General features: G+C 40.7%; 15 protein-coding genes. 6 read left to right on the forward strand and 9 right to left on the reverse strand.

The features are described from left to right. Positions 1–223: 223 nt before the first annotated feature. The 3 genes from glgB to RMZ95_RS21570 all read right to left on the reverse strand — a co-directional run bounded on the left by glgB (position 224) and on the right by RMZ95_RS21570 (position 3899). Complete coding sequence (gene glgB / locus RMZ95_RS21560; protein ID WP_322684756.1) at positions 224–2515, reverse strand: 1,4-alpha-glucan branching enzyme; 2292 nt, start codon at positions 2513–2515, stop codon at positions 224–226. 172 nt (positions 2516–2687) lie between these two features. Then, on the reverse strand, positions 2688–3020 hold the full coding sequence (locus RMZ95_RS21565; protein ID WP_322684755.1) for a hypothetical protein: 333 nt from the start codon (positions 3018–3020) through the stop codon (positions 2688–2690). A gap of 651 nt (positions 3021–3671) precedes the next feature. Continuing rightward, positions 3672–3899: a hypothetical protein gene (locus tag RMZ95_RS21570; protein ID WP_322669539.1), complete on the reverse strand. Its 228-nt coding sequence runs from the start codon at positions 3897–3899 to the stop codon at positions 3672–3674. Between the two features lie 492 nt (positions 3900–4391). Here RMZ95_RS21570 and RMZ95_RS21575 point away from each other — a divergent pair, with 492 nt between their 5' ends. The 4 genes from RMZ95_RS21575 to RMZ95_RS21590 all read left to right on the forward strand — a co-directional run bounded on the left by RMZ95_RS21575 (position 4392) and on the right by RMZ95_RS21590 (position 9312). Then, the gene (locus RMZ95_RS21575; protein WP_322684754.1) at positions 4392–5072 is read left to right on the forward strand and encodes a hypothetical protein; all 681 of its coding nucleotides are present in this window, start codon (positions 4392–4394) and stop codon (positions 5070–5072) included. A gap of 95 nt (positions 5073–5167) precedes the next feature. Further along, positions 5168–7006 carry a penicillin-binding protein 2 gene (locus RMZ95_RS21580; protein WP_322684753.1) on the forward strand — a complete coding sequence of 613 codons (1839 nt, stop codon included), beginning with the start codon at positions 5168–5170 and terminating at the stop codon, positions 7004–7006. A 296-nt stretch (positions 7007–7302) separates the two neighbouring features. After that, positions 7303–8400: an iron-containing redox enzyme family protein gene (locus tag RMZ95_RS21585; RefSeq protein WP_322684752.1), complete on the forward strand. Its 1098-nt coding sequence runs from the start codon at positions 7303–7305 to the stop codon at positions 8398–8400. Positions 8401–8616: 216 nt separating this feature from the next. Continuing rightward, on the forward strand, positions 8617–9312 hold the full coding sequence (locus RMZ95_RS21590; RefSeq protein WP_322669543.1) for an SAM-dependent methyltransferase: 696 nt from the start codon (positions 8617–8619) through the stop codon (positions 9310–9312). Positions 9313–9475: 163 nt separating this feature from the next. Here RMZ95_RS21590 and RMZ95_RS21595 read toward each other — a convergent pair whose 3' ends face one another. Further along, entirely contained in the window at positions 9476–10642 is a 1167-nt protein-coding gene (locus RMZ95_RS21595; protein ID WP_322684751.1) for a DUF3466 family protein, read from the reverse strand. A 35-nt stretch (positions 10643–10677) separates the two neighbouring features. Next, positions 10678–11673 (reverse strand): glycerophosphodiester phosphodiesterase, encoded by a 996-nt coding sequence (locus RMZ95_RS21600; RefSeq protein WP_322684750.1) that lies wholly within the window; start codon positions 11671–11673, stop codon positions 10678–10680. Between the two features lie 551 nt (positions 11674–12224). Between RMZ95_RS21600 and ovoA the strand changes: the two genes are divergently transcribed. Next, the gene (gene ovoA / locus RMZ95_RS21605) at positions 12225–13562 is read left to right on the forward strand and encodes a 5-histidylcysteine sulfoxide synthase (protein WP_322684749.1); all 1338 of its coding nucleotides are present in this window, start codon (positions 12225–12227) and stop codon (positions 13560–13562) included. Between the two features lie 201 nt (positions 13563–13763). On the opposite strand, the gene ilvC is transcribed toward ovoA, so the two are convergent. The 4 genes from ilvC to RMZ95_RS21625 form a co-directional block, all read right to left on the reverse strand. Next, positions 13764–14777: a ketol-acid reductoisomerase gene (gene ilvC / locus RMZ95_RS21610; RefSeq protein WP_409883413.1), complete on the reverse strand. Its 1014-nt coding sequence runs from the start codon at positions 14775–14777 to the stop codon at positions 13764–13766. 740 nt (positions 14778–15517) lie between these two features. Then, on the reverse strand, positions 15518–16279 hold the full coding sequence (locus RMZ95_RS21615; RefSeq protein ID WP_322684748.1) for a hypothetical protein: 762 nt from the start codon (positions 16277–16279) through the stop codon (positions 15518–15520). An 84-nt stretch (positions 16280–16363) separates the two neighbouring features. Beyond that, entirely contained in the window at positions 16364–18115 is a 1752-nt protein-coding gene (locus tag RMZ95_RS21620) for a tetratricopeptide repeat protein (RefSeq protein WP_322684747.1), read from the reverse strand. Beyond that, entirely contained in the window at positions 18088–18795 is a 708-nt protein-coding gene (locus tag RMZ95_RS21625; RefSeq protein WP_322684746.1) for a hypothetical protein, read from the reverse strand. The genes RMZ95_RS21620 and RMZ95_RS21625 overlap by 28 nt, the downstream gene beginning before the upstream one ends. A gap of 773 nt (positions 18796–19568) precedes the next feature. On the opposite strand from RMZ95_RS21625, the gene RMZ95_RS21630 reads away from it, so the two are divergent. Then, positions 19569–20489, forward strand: coding sequence for a DUF4349 domain-containing protein (locus RMZ95_RS21630; RefSeq protein WP_322684745.1), 921 nt, complete (start codon positions 19569–19571; stop codon positions 20487–20489). Positions 20490–20700 lie beyond the last annotated feature (211 nt).

A 20700-nucleotide genomic window follows, 5' to 3' on the forward strand; every position in this document is an offset into this window, starting at 1 on the left:
GATGTCTGAAAACTTTTTAGTGTTGTATTCGAGACTTGTAGATCCCCCTAAATCCCCCTTAAAAAGGGGGACTTTTAGAAGTTTTCCCCACTTTTCAAGGGGGGCTAGGGGGGATCGGACGAAATATTTAATACTTCTCAGACATCCTCTTAGAGAACTGAGTTGAGTAGCTGTGAATAAGCGAAATTATCTTTAGGATGGGGCATCGCCCCACCCCAAATTGTTATCCAATTACCTCAGCAGTCTTCTTCTTATCCAACTTGAGAATCAACACGCCCAAAGGTGGTAAACATAAATCCAGTGAATAAGGATGACTGTGCAAAGACCACTCATCCGTCCATTTGCCACCCAAGTTGCCCATATTGCTGCCGCCATACTGACGTGCATCACTATTGAACAACTCAGTATAAAATCCCTTTTGCGGTACACCGATGCGGTAGTGAGAATGGGGTTGTGGTGTAAAATTGCAAACCACGATCGCAAAATCATCAGAATCCTTGTCACGACGCATGAAGGCAACTACACTATGGCGGTTATCGCTACAGTCAATCCACTCAAACCCCGGTTGGGCAAAATCCTGGGTGTACAAAACTGGTTCAGAACGGTAAAGATAATTCAAATCGTGGAAAAACGTTTTTAACTGTTGGTGGGCTTCATGCTGCAATAAATGCCACTCCAAATCTGTCCAATCATTCCACTCACTCCACTGCCCAAACTCCATGCTCATAAACATGGTTTTCTTGCCTGGGTGAGCAAACATATAGGTAAATAAACAACGCACACTAGCTAACTTTTGCCATGTATCTCCCGGTATTTTACCGATGATATTGCTCTTGCCATGCACGACTTCATCGTGAGACAGGGCTAGCATAAAGTTTTCGCTGTGGTTGTACCACATACTAAAGGTGATATTGTTTTGGTGGAACTGGCGGAACCAGGGGTCCATGCTGAAGTAATCCAGCATATCGTGCATCCAGCCCATATCCCACTTCAAGTTAAAACCCAGTCCGCCTGTATAGGTAGGCCAAGATACCATTGGCCAAGAAGTGGATTCTTCAGCAATTGAGAGAACACCGGGGAAATAGCTAAAGATAATGTTATTTACCTGACGTAGAAAATCTGCTGCTTCTAGGTTTTCTCTGCCACCGTACTGATTGGGCAGCCATTCTCCTGGTTCGCGGCAATAGTCGTTATAGAGCATCGAGGCAACAGCATCGACACGAACCCCGTCAATGTGGTACTTGTCAAACCAGAAGAGAGCATTTGCTGCTAAGAAATTACTAACTTCATGGCGACCGTAATTGAACACCAAAGTACCCCATCCTTTATGTTCGCCTTTACGGGGGTCAGCGTGTTCGTACAAATGGCTACCATCAAAGAAAGCTAAACCATGTCCATCTTTGGGGAAGTGACCAGGAACCCAATCTACAATTACCCCTATATCATTTTCGTGACATTTGTCAATAAAATACATCAAATCTTCGGGTCTGCCAAAACGCGAGGTAGGGGCATAGTAACCAGTTACTTGATAACCCCAAGAACCATCAAAGGGATGCTCTGCAATGGGCAGCATTTCTATGTGGGTGTATCCTAATTCTTTGACATAGGGAATGAGTCGGTCAGCAAGTTCTCGGTAGGTAAGGAAACGTGCGCCCGGCTTTAGTCCAGAAACGACAACTACAGGTTGAGTTTCACCATTGGGAAGTTTAGCTGGTTCTGCACTCGAAGCGTGTAACCAAGAGCCTAAATGCACTTCGTAAACTGAAACTGGTTGAGTTAGGGGGTCAGTGTGTCGCCGCTTTTGCATCCAGCCTTCGTCATCCCAACTGTAAGCATCTAAATCAGTGACAATGGATGCCGTTTTCGGGCGAACTTCTTGCTGGAAACCGTAGGGATCGGATTTTTCGTAAATGTGTCCTTCAAAATTTTTGATTTCATATTTGTAATGCTCTCCCACACCGATTTCAGGAATAAATAATTCCCATATTCCAGTGCGGCCTTTACGCATCTGATGTTTACGCCCATCCCAGAGGTTGAAATCTCCCAATAATGAAACATTACGAGCGTTAGGTGCCCAAACAGCAAAATAAACACCTTTAACGCCGCCTATTTCCGTAGGGTGCGCTCCCAGTTTTTCATATATCCGGTGATGGTTGCCTTCACTAAACAAATGCAAGTCAAAGTCTGTCAAGTTGGGAGAACGGAAAGCGTAAGGGTCATAGATGACACGCTCATATTCTCCTTCTTTAATCCGTAACTGGTAGTTTGCCAGTTCTGGAGTGTCAATCGTGCATTCAAAAAAGTGAGGATCGTGCACCGTTTGCATTGGGTATTCCTTGCGTTGTTCAGGAAGAACGACCCATGCTGCACTTGCATTTGGTAGGTAGGCCCGTACAGCCCAGACAGTTTTGCCGTCTTGCTCTATAGGATGAGAACCTAGTATTTCAAAGGGATCGTTATGCTGATTCCAAACGATGCTGTTAACCTGTTCAGGGGCGATCGTGGTCATGGACATGAAGCTACCTAAGTGAAATAACGTGATTGACTAAATCTACTTTTTTAATATCTATATATATTCTTTACATTTATTTGCAATTTTGTCGCCACCGTTATCCTACATCATAATAGGGCATTGGGCATGGGGCATTGGGCATTGGATAAATGACTAATGACTAATGACGAATTTATCAAAAATTTAAAAATGGGAAAAACTGGAGTAACGTTTTACGTATACGAAGCAAGAAAATCTGTTCCCGAATTTTGGGGTCTAATTTTGGGGGCGGGGCAAGTTGGAGCTGCGCTTGTAATTGAATATATTCGGCAGCTGTTAGGGATTTTCCATCAATAGGCGATCGCGCTTCTATAATAATCTTTGTCCGTAATATTTCTTCTGGGGTATCCTCTGGTGGCGGTAATGCTATTACTGCCGATCTCCAATAGTTACTTAAAAAAATAAAAGTAGCACTAATTACTATTAAGCTCAGTAATTTTATAGATTTTCTCGTTTTAACTCTCCTCATCTCCTGAACTACGTTCGCAACGCAGGATGAAAATCTGTTTTTTTCATACCCAAATTTTCCCAATAAAAATCTGGCAATATCAAGGGAGATTTCCAAGTCTTTCTGATCCGGAATAGACTACAGGAATGCTCAAGAGCAATTGCCAGCGATCGCGATAAATTATTTTACCCTCTCACAACTCAGTAGTATAAGTAATTTAAAATGCCAAATGAATAGCTTAGATTAACTCAACTCCCTTGGACTGAGAACAAGGTTTGAGCGGGCGGGACTTTCACAAGGACACTTGGTAGAGGACATAACCCTCTTTACCATACTTAAGTGCTGAGTGCTGAGTGCTGAGTTTTGAAGTTGAGTACTCAGTACTTTTGCAGTCTAGCAAAAGCCCCGCCCCTCTCTGCGAGACGCTGCGCGAACGTGGGCGGTCTTTTAACTCAGCACTCGGAACTAGGAACTCAGCACTCAGCACTCAGTGTCCTTTATTTCCTGCCCTACTTAGTTGATATTTGAGCAAACTCTCGGCTCTGATAAACCAGCATAAAAATGAGGTTTTCTCGTGAACCCAATTAATTCGAGTAATACTTCGAGCTATGTAGTGAGGAATGCTGTCACTAAGTAGTTCTGGGCGCGATTTAAACTAAAGTTTAAGATGCCTTATTTAGGTTTAGCGGGAGTAGTCGCTCCAGGAGTCGCTGCGGGAGTCGCTGCGGGAGTCGCTGCGGGGGTAGCGGCAGGAGTAGTCTTAACAGCAGGTGCATCAGTTGGTTCACCTGTAGCGGCTGGAGTAGCAGTACCAGCACCATCACCACCACCACCTTCACAGGCCCCAAGAATTGCAGCCAGACTTAACATTAAAGCAAAACCAAAGATTTTTGTTTTCATAACTCCTCTTTCACCAATTGTGGCTAGAATAATTTTTCGCCTGTTGAATACGATACCGTATTTATTGCTTTTTTTAAATTCTGCGAGATTACATACTTAAAAAAAACAATCCTTTGGGGTATTGTTTTTGGAATTACGTATCCTGATTAGTTTCTCTTAACTCAGGAGCAAAACGAAAAATACCAACTTATTTAGCAAACGGAGCTATGATAGCAAAAAATTTTATTTTTTTCACAGAGTATTGCATCTGGCTACCTGAGGTTGCCATACTTTAGGTGCGATACCTAAAAGGTAAGCTGTCCAGTTTCTAATCGCTAATTGCAAACATTGCATATCTAGGGGATGCAAACATTGATACAGCTACCCATCAGAAAAGTTAAAAGGGTATAGTCTGTGATGTGTGCTGGTTGCACAGAAGGTAATTTAAACCTTAGCAAAACAGACAATCAATCTAAAAGTGCAGTATTTTCCATCTAAAAAATTTAAAAATTTATGGTAGTTGCTCGTAAATCTACTGTTTCTACAAGGGGTAATTGGTTCCGGCGAGATTCTATCCTTTCTTTAGGAAGGCGACGTTCTGCGCCTATGGAGTCAGCAGCAGGGAGTGCTTCTATACCAGTATCGTCTTCAAGACAACAGCGTTCCTCGAAAAATTTAGCGGTTTCTCCCACAAATAAGGCAGTTATAGCTAAATCGGTGAAAGAATTGGGTAGACAACAATTACCAAATCTCAATGAACAGTTGAATGCGAAGCAAAAGAGTCCGGAGGAAGGTTTTCTTGGGCTTCCCACAATGCCTAATTCTGGAGCTGCACCTTTGTGGTTGCTGCGCTTGTATACCTTTCATCGTTATTCGTCAGTTGTGGCGTTCTTGTTAGTAGCATCGACACTTGCTGTTTATGGTTGGACAGTCTATTCTCAAGAGCTTTGGGGTCAGTCATATCGCAGACTGCAAAGCCTCCAACGTCATGAACGGCTGCTAACGACAACCAACGCGACGCTGAAAAATAAAATGGCTAATGAAGCAGAACAACCAACAGCAGGGCTGGTATCGCCAACTCCTGAAGGGATGATTTTCTTGCCTCCTGCATCTGGGAGTCCTAAATCAGCATCGCCTAACACAACGCCAAATTCTGAAACCCAACCGCAAACACTCTCGCCACTGGGATACTAATCTCTAAGAGTCATTTGTCATTTGTCATTAGTCATTAGGACTGAGACTTCTGGTTAATCACAAAAGGCAACAGACAAAGACAAAGGACGAACCCAATGCAGAAGTCACCAAGCAAAACAAAATTCAGAAAGTTTCGGAATCCAAAATTTACAGGGCGACACAAGGGTGATAAACGAGGGTTTTTGGGAAAATTAGCCTCTAATATGCAAGACCAAACATCCAACACTAAGTCGCGACTGTTCATCGTCTGGGGCGTATTAATGGCATCAGGGTTGGGGTTGGCTATTAACTTGTATAATCTACAAATTGTCAAGGGGCCAAAGTTAACTGAGTATGCACGCAATCAGCAAATGGTGAATGTGCGACCTTTTATGCCCCGTCGCCCAGTGGTAGATCGCAATAGCGATCTGTTGGCTATTGACCGCCCTGTATATACTTTGTATGCTCATCCCAAGCTGTTTGATAAGTCTAATGAAGATATGGCAGAGCGACTTGCCCCAATTTTGGCAAAAGACACTGCTGAATTGGTGAAAACTTTTCAAAGCAAAAGAAGCGGAATTATACTTGCGCCAGCCTTACCAGAAGAAATTATCGATCGCGTCATTTCTTTGCGCTTAAATGGCTTGGAGTGGGCTCAAAAATACTCCCGATATTATCCGCCAGACGATTTGGTTGCTGATGTGGTGGGCTACGTGGACATTGACCGTCGCGGTCAAGCTGGTGTGGAATACTCTCAAGAGAAGTTGCTAGAACGTCCTGTGCAAACGGTGCGGCTCAGTCGGTCGGGAAATGGAACCTTGATGCCGGATCGGGCGCCCGAAGGTTTTTTGCATTTTGACGATTTGCGATTACAACTGACTATCGATAGCCGTCTGCAACGAATTGCTCGGATTGCGCTCAAACAACAGATGCAGAAGTTTGCCGCCAAACGTGGAGCGGTAATTGTCATGGATGCATTGGATGGTTCCTTACTCGCCCTGGTTTCTCAGCCTACTTATAATCCTAATGAATATGCTAAATCTGATATTTCACTATTTAAAAACTGGACAGTAGCGGATCTTTATGAACCGGGATCGACTTTTAAGCCTTTGAATGTGGCGATCGCTCTGGAAAATGGCATCATCAAACCAGATGATATGTTTAATGACTCCGGTTCGATTCGAGTCGCTAATTACACCATCAAAAATGCGATGAATAATGGTAATGGGCGAATCAGCATCGCTCAGATTTTGCAATATTCTAGCAATATTGGCATGGTGCAAATTATCCAACGTTTAAAGCCTTCAATTTACTACAACTGGTTAGAACGCTTAGGGCTAGGACAAAAAGTTGATACAGATTTGCCTTTTGAAGTCGGCGGAAGGCTCAAAAGTCAAGAAGAATTTATCGCTTCGCCAATTGAACCAGCTACTACTTCCTTTGGACAAGGCTTTTCTATGACACCCTTACAGCTAGTGCAAATGCACGGTGCTTTAGCTAATGGCGGTAAGTTAGTTACACCCCATGTAGTTCGCGGGTTGATTGATAGCAAAGGGCAGATGCATGATTCACCCACTCACACTATCCCCCGGCAAATTTTCTCAACCGCAACAACTCAAAAGGTTGTGGAAATGATGGAAACTGTTGTTACTCAAGGCAGCGGTAAGCCGGCACAAATTCCGGGATATCGTATTGCTGGTAAAACTGGTACAGCCCAAAAAGCTAGTCCCAATGGCGGATACATCAAGGGTGCGAGAATGACCAGTTTCGTGGCTATTTTACCCGTGGAATCTCCTCGCTATGTAGTGTTTGCACTGGTGGATGAGCCAAAAGGAGAAAGTGCTTATGGTTCTACTGTCGCCGCGCCAATTGTGAAGTCGGTAATCGAAGCACTGATTCCTCTTGAGCAGATTCCGCCCAGTAAGACAATCGAGCAACGGACGCAAGTACCGTAGGGTCGGGGTGCAGGGGGGCAGGAGGCAGGAGCAGGGGGGCAGGGGGGCACGGGGGCAGGGGAAGCAAGGGGACAAGGGGACAAGGTGACAAGGTGACAAAAGTTTAGAATTTACAACAAGTCTTTCCCCTTGTCCCCAATTCTCCTTGTCTCCAAGTCCTCTTTCCAATGCCCAATGCCCCAAAACTTAATCTTTCTCTATAACCAGGGAAAGAGGTACAGAAAGCTACTGGTGTGGAAACCTAGATATTAGAGGTGAAAGTAATTTATCACTTTTCTAAAGCTACCAAAGATTTCATGCAAAGCAATTTACTTATATTTCCTAATGCTGGGGCTACGAAAAATAGCACCCCAACTGAAGAAAAAACAATTACCAAGTACGACCGTGCTGAGAAGCAATTTATAGAACTGCTAGCAATGGAGGATTTGGATCGTCAACTGGATGCAAAACCTTCAATAGCTAGTGAGTTTGAACAGGCGCTCTCTATGGCAATTGGGGCTGCTTATGAAAACGATCGCTCTGATGAACAGGCTCACCGTTTTCTTCAACGGATACTTTATCGAATTAATCGCCTAAAGCTGTTTTGGTACGACGATTTGCGGCATTATAACAATGAGCGATCGCTTTACTTGTCCTCATGTCGCGACCAGATTGAAGCTGCTTGGCAACAGTGGGAACTGGCACAATTCGATGTGGCTGCACTGCAACAATTAGATGTAAAACAAGCTCTAATTGAGCGCACATCTGCCGATTTAGATCCGCTTTTGTCACAGAGTAGCCGCTACATTCGTGAGGAAATGACTGAATCTGGCTATCGTCACCTGCTAGCGATCGGCTCCTTTGATGGCTTGGTTGAAGCTAGTCATCTTTCCCGCATTTTGGGTGGTGTTGCTAATGAAGTGCAATGTACGCTGATGCGAGTATTAATAGAAGAATACGGCAATGGTCGTTTATCTCGCAAGCACTCTACTTTTTTTGCCCAAATGCTTGCTGAGTTTGGAATGAACACTGAACCAGAGGCATATTTCGATTTAGTACCTTGGGAAGTTTTGGCTTCTACCAATCATAATTTTTTGATGACTGAGCGCAAACGCTATTTCCTGCGTTATAGCGGCGGTTTGACCTATTTTGAGGTGGCTGGCCCTGCGGTTTACAAAAATTATATGGTGGCGGCGCAACGGCTCTTACTCTCAGAAGTAGCAGTGGGTTATTGGGAACTACACATCAGGGAAGATGAACGCCACGGCCGTTGGATGTTAGATGATGTGGCTTTGCCATTAGCAGAACGATATCCCAATGATGCATGGGAATTGCTGCTTGGGTACGATCAGCAGAAACTCATGAGCGATCGCGCCGGGACGGCTGTTGTGCGATCGATACGCGAAGCAGAATAAGCCGCCTTATTCCTATGAGCAATCTAAAAAATCAAAATAGCAAGTTATTATTAGCCTTTTAATTTGACATCTTTAAATCATTTTATTGCTAATTCACTTGCGCTCAGATTTCTTTAGCAAAGGATTGCTAAAGGAAAACTTTTTATTGCCTGAATACAAGGTAATAGACAACCACCTATTACATTGATTATACCTTACACCTGGAAGTGCAATCAAATGAAAGATATCTTTTTTTGCCCAGAAGAATCTAATTTCTACTCAAACTGCTTAGAAAGCTTTGTTATCAGAAATTGTAAAAATTCCGAATCTATTGTGGAGTTTGGTTCAGGAGATGGTAGCCCTGTAATTAATTCTTTATTAAGAAACAACTTTGATGGTGTCATCCAGGGATTTGAATTAAATACTTCTGCATGGAAAGTTGCAAATTCAACCATTGATGAATACAATCTCACTAATAAATACATCATCCACAATTCGTCTTTGTTTAATTCTTCTCAACCCGATGCCGAGTATCTTGTAGCTAATCCGCCCTATCTACCCGCACCAGATAACGATATTTATATGCCACTTTTATTTGGGGGTGTAGATGGAGCTACAGTTACCAATGAACTTTTATCGTTAGATTATGAAAATGTATTGGTTTTAATATCTAGCTTTTCTAACCCAATCAATACGTTGAACATAGCAAAACAAAATGGTTATTATGTTCAAAACTTCATGGTGTTACCTTTAAAGTTCGGCTACTATAGCTCTGACCCCAAGGTAAAGAAGCACATCGAAAAACTCCAAAAAAATCAGATGGCATTTTATTCTGGCGATTATTATTTTTTAGCTGGAGTTTTATTTAAAAAATGCCAGGGTTCTGTAGTTGATTTATCTAATCAATTAGCTCAGGTGATGACTAGTTTGTGAAATATCAAGAACAATTTAAGTGATGTCATCCCTTGCCTAAAGTAGAGATGTGTCTCGAAGCATGGCTTAGAGACATATCCTCAAGAATTTTCAACGAGCATTTTTATAAATCCATATTCCCAAGTAATCATTTTGTCTGCCTGAAGTTATTGCATTAACTTCTTTATTGTATGGCTGCACTTTTTGAGTGACGTTTGCGCTTAAGTGCTGGAAATAAAATTACACCAGCACCGAACGACAAGATAGGAAAGCCTGAAGTCGGTTCAGCTACAGAGACAGATGAGATTGGCGTCAAGAGGAAGGCGTGTAATTCACCATTAACTGCACCACGACCGACAATTTGTCCATTATTATTAATGGCAGATGCTGCTGTCAAGGTAAAGCCACCCTCTGAACCAGGAGCAATCAGGTTATTTAAGTCGTACATAGTGTTATCACTATAAAGAAAAGCCCGTAAACCATTGCCATCTGCGGCAAAAAAGTTATTGTTAGTGCCAGAAAACCCGACTACTTGACCCAAATTATTGATCCCCAAACCAGTACTAAACAAATCTGTAGGACGTAACCTACCGAGGTCTTGGAGTCCTGTGTTGGGACTGTACACAAAAGCACGACTATCATTTACGCCAGTCAGTCCCGAACTACCAACTACTTGTCCTGAGTCATTAATATCATTTGCTTGACTGTACCTGTCACCAGGGAGGGTACCGAGATTAGTGATTACACCCTTGTCGGATAAAAAGGCTCGGCCGGAAGAACCGAAAATGCCAACTACCTGACTTAGATTATTTATGCCATAGGCAACATAATTTTCTTTTAAATTATTGTTAATAATAGTCGTCGTACCATTGCTGTATAGGAAAGCGGCTCCGTTGGGAAAGGCAAGTTTTGGGAATATACCGCCACCAGTTGTACCGCCAACCACTTCACCTGAGTTATTGATAGCATAAGGAATGCCTTTAAGACCGGTATTTTGCGTTGTTCCATCACTGTAAATAAAGACGTTATTATCACCGTCGGTCTTACCGATGGAATTACCAACTACTTGCCCCAAGTTATTGATACCACTCACTGCAAGTACATTATCACCAGGCAACGGACTAATTTTTTTGACAGAACCATTACTGTAAAAAAAAGAACTGTCCAAAGAATTAATCGCTACTTCACCTGAGTTATTAATGTCTGTAGCATAACTGTAGGCTTCTCCTGTAAGATTGCCTAAGTCAGTAAGTGAGTATAAAGATACCGCCAATGCCGACTTCGATGCAGCCAGACTGATTGCGGTGAAGGTTATTGCTGTTATACAGGATTTCCACTTAAGTAAAACCATGTTACCTTGCCGTGATTTTCTATTCCCTTACCAAGTTACCACTGAAGAGTACGGTGGCAAGCTGCTGTATCTGGGTAATCGCTAAATACGCCATCAACACTTAAGCTGAAAAATAGTTCATATTCACCTTGAGGATTTCCTTGAAAATCCAGTGGCAAAAAACAGTCTTCATTGCGGAAAGTCCAGGCATGAACCAGCAAACCAGCCGCATGAGCATCTATCACTAATGATGTAGGCGAACGCAATTTACCATTGCTGTCTCTAGGAACCAATAAATTTTTATGAATTCCAATCGCTTGTGCATATTTGGCAATTTCTGCTAAACCTGATGCTGTGACTAAATCTGCATAAGTTTGTTCATTGCCGCTAACGACAAAATCATAAGGTTTACCACTGTTATTCAGCAATTGCACTAGAGGTAAATCAGTCTTTGTGGATAAATCTTGTAAATTACCGACTTCAAAAGACTGAATAAAAACAGGTGCGTTAGCTCCCTGATAACCGTTAGCTGTTAAAGTTGCAAGTAGGGGTGGTTCTAGGGCTAACCCAATAGATTGAAAGTAAGTTGGGTGCTTAGTTTCTGGGTAAATGCCAATCGTCCGATTAATTTCGGCACTTTTAACCTTGACTAAATCGATAATTTCTTGCAGCGTAGGGATTTCTAAGAGTCCATCATAGGTGGTATTTTGCGATCGCAGTTGGGGAATTCGCTCTTTAGCTCGTAGTGTTTTCAGTTCTTTTAGGGTAAAGTCTTCAGTAAACCAGCCAGTTTTTGATTCGCCATCAATTATTTTAGTGGTTTGCAGGTGAGCAAACTCTGTATGAATTGTAACGTTGGTGGTTTCAGAAATTTCATTTTCGTGACGAGCAATTAAAATACCATCTTTGGTGGAAACTAAATCAGGTTCAATATAATCAGCCCCAAGTGCGATCGCTAATTCATAAGCAGCTAAAGTATGTTCTGGACGATAGCCGCTAGCACCTCGGTGGGCAATGATAATTGGAGATGCGTCTTGCAAAGTTGTAGTCATTATTTTACCCACCTAAGTAGGACAACGTAAACAATTAAAGGTTTGTAGTAAGGGCTTTGCTACTCAACCTACAATTATTTTTCACTTAATTTTAAATAATTTAAGACAAATAAAACCCTCTTTAGAGAGTTGTAATTTTTCATTGGTAATAGTTTCAAGAGTCTTTACATTTAATCATATAGTTATATTGATTACCACTGAATTATTTCTTGGCTGAGAGTTTAATTAATTCAACAAGTATGAAATTATTCAAATCTACGGGATTACCACACTAAATCGATGCAGTTTTAGTACTATTTAAAAAACTAATATTAAATAATAAGTATTGCTATTAAATAATAAATCTGTCATATTTAATAATCTTATTTGATCTCTTCTTAAATGCTATTGTGTTTAATACATCCGATAAGATTAATATTTGTTTTTTCAAAAAACTCAGTACATATCTATTGTTTTTTTCCGTATTTTTTACTTATGCAAGTAAATTCAGGAATCAAATCGAAATTATAGATAATTAATTTGTTTCATTGTTCACTAATAGGAATTAGACCATGAATAGTCTACAATCTGCTAAACCTCCAAAACTCGATAGTTGTAATAACCAAGCGCTCCTCAATTACTTTGAAAATGCTTGGCAATTGGAAGATATATTATTGAAAAGTCTAGTCGGGGAAGAGACATTTTATCTCAATCCTGACCCTTTGAGAAATCCTCTAATTTTTTATCTGGGACATTCGGCTGTTTTCTACATCAATAAATTAATTCAGGTCGGATTATTAGAAAAACGCCTCAATCCAGAGTATGAAATTTTGTTTGAAATTGGAGTAGATCCAGAAAAACCAGAGGAGTTGAATGCAGCGATCGCTCATTTGGAATGGCCGCAAGTTGCACAAACTTGGGAGTACCGAGAACAAGCATATTCTGTAATTTATGAAGTAATTAAAACCATCCCAATTACTCTGCCAATTCATCCAAATCATCCCCTTTGGGCTTTAATGATGGGGATGGAACACCAGCGTATTCACATTGAAACTTCTTCGATGTTAATTCGCCAACTACCAATTGAGAGAGTGAAACGTCCTCAAAATTGGCAATATGCTCCTTTTAATGGTTACACTCCTCAGAACGAAACGATCGAAGTTGCTGGTGGGGTAGTAAAACTTGGTAAAGCCTTAGATGATTCAACTTATGGATGGGATATTGATTATGGCGATCGCACTGTTGAAGTTGCACCCTTTTTCGCCAGTAAATATCTGATTACCAATGCTGATTTTATCTATTTTGTCAAGGCTGGTGGCTACGAAAATCAAGAATATTGGGATGAAGAATCTTGGAATTGGAAAACTCGATACGGTATTCAATGCCCTAAATTTTGGTTACATGAAAATGGTAGCTACAAATATCGAGCTATGTTTGATGAAATTGACTTACCTCTAGATTGGCCTGTGGAAGTCAATCATTATGAAGCAATAGCTTATTGTCGTTGGCAAGGAAAAGATACTCGTTTAATGAGTGAAGCAGAATACCATTTAGCAACTTATGGTAATAGTTTATTAGATGATGTAGAAAATTATAATCTCAATTTAAAATTTGGCTCCCCTAGTCCCGTTGGGATGTTAGAAACAGCTAAAAGTTATTCGGGATTGTATGATTTGCGTGGGAATGTTTGGGAATGGTTGAGTAATAACTTAAACCCGCTTCCAGGATATCAGCCTCATTTTCTTTATGAAGATAATTCTGCCATCTTTTTTGATGATAAACATCAAATGATGTTAGGAGGATGTTGGATAACTAATGGTACAGAAGCTTTAAAATATTACCGCAACTGGTTCCGTCCCAATTTTTATCAGCACGCTGGTTTTCGGATTGTTCAAGATATTAAAAGTTAATAGAATATGCCTCAGTCGCATACTATAGCGGTTTGCAGTTGAGTCCAATACAGACCTAACCCCCAACCCCTTCCCTAGCAGGGAAGAGGAGTAAGATTTAAAGCCTCTCTCTTCTTAGGAGAGAGGAAGGGAAGGGAGGTCAAAATTGTGCTGCTTGTAAGCGATTGTGTGTTTAAACTAGTGAAAGCACAACTTCAGTGCTTAAGCCTTTTTCAACCAGCTAAACATAGCGCGTAAATCTTTACCAACTTCCTCAATTTTGTGTTCAGCTTCTTTACGACGCATGGCGGTAAATCCTGGTTTACCAGATTGGTTTTCCAGAACAAATTCTCGTGCAAATTGCCCAGATTGAATTTCGCTGAGAATCTTCTGCATTTCAGCTTTGGTTTGTTCGGTGACAATCCGCGGGCCACGGGTATAATCGCCATATTCAGCCGTGTTAGAAATACTGTCGCGCATTTTGGCTAAACCACCTTCTACAACCAAGTCAACAATCAGCTTGACTTCATGCAGACATTCAAAATAAGCCAATTCTGGTTGATAACCAGCTTCTACCAAAGTTTCAAATCCGGCTTTGATTAAAGCACTCAAACCACCGCACAATACCGCTTGTTCGCCAAATAAATCTGTTTCAGTTTCTTCGCGGAAAGTAGTTTCCAGAACACCGGCGCGAGTACCACCGATACCTTTAGCATAAGACATGGCGCGATCGCGTGCCTGACCACTGGCATCTTGATAAACTGCAAACAGCGCTGGTACGCCTTCACCACCTTCATAAGTCCGCCGTACCAAATGCCCCGGCCCTTTTGGTGCTACCATCACCACATCGACGTTAGCCGGTGGTACAACTTGCCCAAAGTGAATATTGAACCCGTGGGCAAAAGCTAACACATTCCCTTCTTCTAGATTGGGTTCAATCTCGTTTTTGTAAATCGTTTTTTGGACTTCATCAGGTAACAAAATCATGATGAAATCAGCAGCATTGGCCGCATCTGCAACATTTTTCACAGTTAACCCAGCCGCTTCAGCTTTTGCAACTGACTTACTACCCGGATATAGTCCCACAATCACATTCAAACCACTATCTTTGAGATTGAGAGCGTGGGCATGACCTTGGGAACCATAGCCGATAATAGCAATAGTTTTTCCAGCCAAAAGGTCTAAATTGGCATCTTCGTCATAATACATCCGGGCCATAGAAGCATCTCCTGTCAGCAAGCGTCGTCATTTATTGGCAGGCTTACGATTGTACCTCAAATTGAGTAACACAGATGAATTATCAATCATTCAATTTATCTCTTTGGACTGAGGGGGAGTGTTTACGACGGCAATAATCGCCTAACTTCTTTATCTCAAGCAAGTAAAGTTACTCAGTTTCAGTAGACCGAAAAGTTTTGCGATGCCTTCTCTACGAGACACTCCGCGAACGGCGGGCGTTGCGATTGCCAAAGAATAGTAGCCTGTGATACACTTTTGTTCAAGTTTAAAAAAGTTGATCGTTTTTGATGAGCAATACTGCAATGGTTGCGATCGCCTTACAGAGAAAGAATGGCGGATTATTCTCAACAAAACCATCAACTGTAACGGTGCTGAACTAGCACGAATGGTAAAAAAGCGGCGCGTGCATTATTTCATCAGGGGAAGGAAATTCACATTGGGTTGTCCGAATTGTTGGAGCAAAGGGAAATGATGATGCCACTCTATGTCAGGGATACTGATAGAATACTGGCTATAAAAAATCGAGCTAAGTATATTTGTCAACCAGCATCGACAAAAGACTCTTCAGTTTTTGCTCCAGCGATTACTACGTATTGGGGAGAACCTTGCGTTCATAGTTAACTGTGACAAGTATAGGAATCATATTTAATTTCACAAAATGACTACGAAATAATACAGAGGGATAGTTTTGTCTAACAGCGAACAATGATAAACAATATTGTGTGGGGTGCAAAGACTTATTTCCATGAGAGAGAACTTCCTGTTTCCTGAATAGTCTTGACAATTTTAGACACTTCTTCAGGTTCCATAATTTTAACGGGGGGATTAACAGAACGAAATGCTTTCTTAAGAAGCTGATCCAAATTAGAGTTAATTGCTGTATGCGTTGCAGGGAATTGTTGGTTTATATTCTTGGAGATAGTTCCATACAATTCTTTAACATAACCAATGAATCCTCGCGCATCTTGATATTCTATTAGTGCAGCAATCCGATTGTCTACCACTGCACTCTTGTACTCATCTACTGCGGTTTGTAATATCTCGCTAATCGCATCCATCACAAACATTGGTGATTGCCGTTTTTCGAGTGGAATAGAGTCAACAGCAGTTTTGATTGATGCAATAGAGGAATCATATTTGATTTTAATCTCTGGGCTAGCAGGCGCATGTTTTGATAATTCATGTAAGCTTTCTAAAGTTGAGCGGAATTCTCGTCTTTGATATCTGTACAATTGTTCCTCTATTTGAGCATAAAGCTCTTCTATGGGATGCCCCAAGTGTGGTTCAGCCTGTTCTGGGGTGCCTTGTTCTAGCAGATCGTTTGCGACAGACAGATGCCCTTTCATTAGCCCAAGTGCCACGAGATAGGAAAGTTCTGTTTTAGGTGTATCTAAGGTTGGAGAAATCTGGGGTTGTTCTTTGACCCAAAGGTTACAGCTATTTAACAGAATTAAAGTTGCTGCAACACAAGTAATCAGTAGGAATCGGAGATGAAGCATTGGTTTGATGTCTAGAGTAGAGGATTAAGTCGGTAGAATGAGAACCGACTAAAACAGAGTGAAGTACCTATTTTCAGCATTTACCTATTTTCGGCATTTGTAGAACAAATCATGTTCTACATCAAAGAAGGGATCGACAACTTCTCTTTCAATCAACTCATGAGTGATAAAGTATTTATAAAATATGCCTTTATTCTTCAGTTTTGTTTTAAGCTCATTTTTTTTGTTTAGAATGCAGTTTCCCCCATTTTTACAAGCTTGGGCAATTTCACTATATTCTTTGATTAAATCTTTATTGTCATTGTCTAGGTCTTTTCCACTAAAAGTTAAAGTTTCATCAAAAGCTTTGACGGCTTCCTGATATCTTCCATGCAAGTAATGCAGAAAGCTCAGGTTTCTCCATGCAAAATAACTTTTAGGAGAAGACTCAAGTGCGTTCTCATAGTATGTAATTGCACGCTCACGACTTCCATCTTTATTTTCAGTGGATGGTTCGAGTGTAAGTTGAGCATAAGCAGCACCTAAATCTTGCAAGATTTTATAATTTTTAGGTGCATAATTAAGAGCTTGCTTTAATGATTCTGCCGCTTGATCGTACTTCTCTAGCCGAGTTTGTGCGTCTGCCTTACTTAACCAGATATTTTTAAGGAGTTTATTTTGATAATGAGGATCTGGATTTGCCCTCAGAACACCATCTAGCAAAGCAATTGCATCTTTTTGCCCAGACTCACCATCACGATGAATCAGAAAGTGACTTAACTCTAGCAGAATAAACTCATCGCTCTGAGATACTATATATGCTTTTTTGCCAGAATCAGGAGGGGGATTATAAATTGCCAAAGCTTCTTTATATCGTTTTGAAGCATTCATATTGCACTGAAAGTTCGGATTTGATTTATCTTTGGACTTTGAAGTAAATTCTTCAAAGTCATCCATAAATTTCCAGTAAAATAATGCTTGTGGATCTTTGCCTCCACTTTTTTCCACAGCTTGCTGAAAATACCCTTTTGTGTTGTCAATTAAATTTTTCTTTGCTTTCTCATCTGACTTAGGAAGCCAAGTAAGCAGTGATGCTCTTCCTGCATTTTTCCAAGCATCAATGTTATTTGGCTGGCTACTTGTAAGTTTAAGACAAGCATCTAAAACACTCTTAGCTGCCTTTTTGCGATCGCCTGTCTTTTCTAATTTTTTATTGCAAGTCTCTTCATTATATTTCTGTTGTTGCGAATCAGCATATGACTTTATGCTAATTGAAGCAATTGATAAAATAACAACGAAGGAAACCAGCAAAACAAAGATATTTCTATTTCTCCAGGGTCGTAGAGGAACTAGTGGTGTAACTTTGGAATCAATCTTTTCTTTTATCTCATCTAATTTTTGTTGTATATCTTCTCTTTGCTCTTGATGTTTTTGTACATGCTGTACTGTTTCTTCGATCTCTTGACCTATTTGAGTCTTTTGAATCAGATCTGCATTGGTGCGAAGCTCTTCTAGTCTCTTCTTATCATCAAGTTCTTCAGCAATGTGAGGCTGTAGAGTTTGTTGGAGTGAATTTTCTAAGTCATTTAGCTCTTGATAATGACGGCGAAGATTAGTATCAATTCTGACAATTTCGTTATTTAATTCACCTTCCCGCTGCGAAGATACTGGATTACGTAATTCTATTTCTAATTGATTTTTCATATCAATATCATCATTGATATGCTGATCAAGGGATTCTATTCGACGACGTAAAGAATCAAGTTTTAATTGTAAGATTTTCTCACGTAGTTGCTGGCTTTGATCCTGTGAGTTGACTGAAGTTCCATCTAGGGAAGCAACTTTTTTTTTACCCAATCCCAAACGCCTGGTAGATTTGCTCCTGCTCCCAATTCGATTTCACCTTCGTAGCTCAAGATGATAGGAATAATCGGGAGAAAAAGTTTGAGGCGGTGTTTGGTATCTAAACTTGGATCTTTAGCAATTTTTTTTGCTCTAGTAATGCCTGCCACATTCGCTTGGTCAGGGGGAAGAGTGGCAAGTCGCTTCTCAATCAACGCCGTCATTGATTGGATTTCGGCATCTGGTATTGTGTTGCTATCTAAAATATTTAGCAATACCTGTAGCAATTGAAACTGATTTTTATCTAGATGTGAGGTTATTTCTGCAACGGTGCTACGTTGAGATTCATCGTAACGATCGAGTAATACTTGCACAGCTTGATCGATCTCACCCAAAATCACAGCTTGACCATACTTAAGATCTTGCACTCCAATTTCAATCCGGTTTAGCTGCTCACTAGCACTCTGCCTGATCGATGGATCAGCTATGGCTTGCTGCTTCAGTTGCTCGTATTCTTCGTTATACTCATAAAATTGACTCTTTAAATCACGAATACGCTCTCTGCATCTATCTTTTTGTGTAGGATTTCCATCTGCTAGAAAAAATTCTTTCTCCCAGTTTTTTTGCTGCTCTAGAATCTGAGTGATATTCTCTTTTAGTGTATCAAGCCTTTGCTTAAGAAATCTAGATTCCATAGGATTATCAGCAATGTGGAGAAAATCACATTTAGTCTAGCACTGCCAATTCTTTATTGATATATTTTCCTTATAAATGCTTTACATTAACTCAGTAGTTTGAGCTAGCCAAAGATGATCGGGACTTATACAACTGGCACATAGTCCCAAAAAATGCGATCGCCAACCAGTACAAAAGCACTATTTACCTGATGGATAATCTAGCTTTTTTATTACTTCTTTACTGCCGATAACCTTAACCATCCTGAAATTGCTGCTAGTTCTTATCAACAGCAAATACTGAGTGCGATCGCATTACGATAGTCCAGAAACATTATTTTACTGTGACCCCCCTACCCGCACGATTCCCGTGGGGATAGCAAGGCTTACGCTTATGAAATGACCGACGACCAACATCGGCAACTAGCCGATGTTTTGCGTTCAGTTAAAGGTAAAGTTGCCCTTTCAGGCTATGAAGGCTATTTTGAATTGGTATAAAGAAAGGCAGATTTGCACTTTGCACTGGCGATCGCAGATCCAGCTTGTTTTCAAAATCAAACAATTTCAAAAATATCAACTATCATAAAGCAATTTTATGACCCTACTGGCAAACAGACTTGTTGCAGATATTTTTTGAAATAATCGTCAAATGACTTGCTAATAATCTTTTTGAGATATCTCATCAAGCTCTGTAAATAAAAATGACTAACCCTGTTAAATAAATCGCAACAATACAGGCTTTGAGTTTTACTTCAGTAATACTGGGGTTAACTTCATCCATCTAGGGGTAGATTATGTATACTTCGCCTAAATTACCGCGCACATCTGCTTTATTTATAAGTGCGTTATTGGGAGGGGTAATTTTCACCAGTTGCGCTTCTTCGGATCGGTCAACAAATCAGTCTGCACCTCAAATGGCAGCTGGTGGCGCAGTAAATCAATTAGCTGCTCGTGAAAACAATATTTCCCAAAAGGCAGAAGCTCCACCAATAGCGCGTTCTCGTCCCCAACTGATCAAAAAGGCAGCAATCTCTTTGACTGTTAACTCTGTAGATAAGACTGTCGATGCTGTTTCGCAAATTATCAATCAACAGCAAGGGGATTTAATCGGGTTGAAACAACAACAACCCAAAAACGACAACCCGCGTTACACAGCAACAATCCAATTGCGGATACCAGAGGATCGGCTAGAACCTACTCTAGAACAAGTAGCTAAATTAGGCACCGTTAATAGTCGTAATATCACTGCTGAAGATGTAGGCGATCGCCTGGTAGATTTCCAAGCCAGATTAACTAATTTGCAAAAAACTGAAGCCAATTTGCAAAAAATTATGGATCGGGCTGGTTCAGTCAGAGATGTGCTTAGTGTTGCCCAAGAACTGAGTAATGTCAGACAAACCATAGAACAAATTGATGCCCAACTGAAAAACCTCAAAAATCAAGTTGCTTATTCCACTATTACGCTGAACCTAGAAGCAGCAGTTTCTAGCACCAGTCCCCAACCTGACTTGGGTTTGCAAGTTAAGGAAACTTGGAATAACTCTACCCATTCTTTGAGGGCATTTTCCGTTGGCTTACTTAAACTGGGTATTTGGTTAATTGTTTACAGCCCCTATTTGTTAATTTTTGTTGCTCTTGTCTATGGCTTTAGGCGTTGGCGGCGAACTCATTCACCACGTTTGCCACAAACACCAGAGTCAACTATTTCTGACTAAAGTTGCATAAATTCTACATCTACCTTTGATAAATCTACACAGATAAACAGGGATTGAAATATCCCAAACTCTTATTGTCTGTACCTTTCTCTTAAAAAATTTTGTTTATCCTGTAGTCTCGATTACTTTAATACTTTTTCAAATGTAAAGAGCAATACAAAATATATGATGACAATTTTGATACAAATCTGTTAAGAATAGTTACAATAGT

Source organism: Nostoc sp. DedQUE07 (assembly GCF_034530975.2).
In the GTDB taxonomy this organism is placed as follows: domain Bacteria; phylum Cyanobacteriota; class Cyanobacteriia; order Cyanobacteriales; family Nostocaceae; genus Nostoc.

What these genes read in the sequence shown, in the direction of transcription:
- RMZ95_RS21575 (WP_322684754.1), top strand. Translation starts at nt 4,392, where the DNA reads ATGGTAGTTGCTCGTAAATCTACTGTTTCTACAAGGGGTAATTGGTTC.
- RMZ95_RS21595 (WP_322684751.1), bottom strand. Translation starts at nt 10,642, where the DNA reads ATGGTTTTACTTAAGTGGAAATCCTGTATAACAGCAATAACCTTCACC.
- RMZ95_RS21580 (WP_322684753.1), top strand. Translation starts at nt 5,168, where the DNA reads ATGCAGAAGTCACCAAGCAAAACAAAATTCAGAAAGTTTCGGAATCCA.
- RMZ95_RS21615 (WP_322684748.1), bottom strand. Translation starts at nt 16,279, where the DNA reads ATGCTTCATCTCCGATTCCTACTGATTACTTGTGTTGCAGCAACTTTA.
- RMZ95_RS21600 (WP_322684750.1), bottom strand. Translation starts at nt 11,673, where the DNA reads ATGACTACAACTTTGCAAGACGCATCTCCAATTATCATTGCCCACCGA.
- RMZ95_RS21590 (WP_322669543.1), top strand. Translation starts at nt 8,617, where the DNA reads ATGAAAGATATCTTTTTTTGCCCAGAAGAATCTAATTTCTACTCAAAC.
- RMZ95_RS21570 (WP_322669539.1), bottom strand. Translation starts at nt 3,899, where the DNA reads ATGAAAACAAAAATCTTTGGTTTTGCTTTAATGTTAAGTCTGGCTGCA.
- glgB (WP_322684756.1), bottom strand. Translation starts at nt 2,515, where the DNA reads ATGTCCATGACCACGATCGCCCCTGAACAGGTTAACAGCATCGTTTGG.
- ovoA (WP_322684749.1), top strand. Translation starts at nt 12,225, where the DNA reads ATGAATAGTCTACAATCTGCTAAACCTCCAAAACTCGATAGTTGTAAT.
- RMZ95_RS21630 (WP_322684745.1), top strand. Translation starts at nt 19,569, where the DNA reads ATGTATACTTCGCCTAAATTACCGCGCACATCTGCTTTATTTATAAGT.
- RMZ95_RS21565 (WP_322684755.1), bottom strand. Translation starts at nt 3,020, where the DNA reads ATGAGGAGAGTTAAAACGAGAAAATCTATAAAATTACTGAGCTTAATA.
- RMZ95_RS21585 (WP_322684752.1), top strand. Translation starts at nt 7,303, where the DNA reads ATGCAAAGCAATTTACTTATATTTCCTAATGCTGGGGCTACGAAAAAT.
- RMZ95_RS21625 (WP_322684746.1), bottom strand. Translation starts at nt 18,795, where the DNA reads ATGGAATCTAGATTTCTTAAGCAAAGGCTTGATACACTAAAAGAGAAT.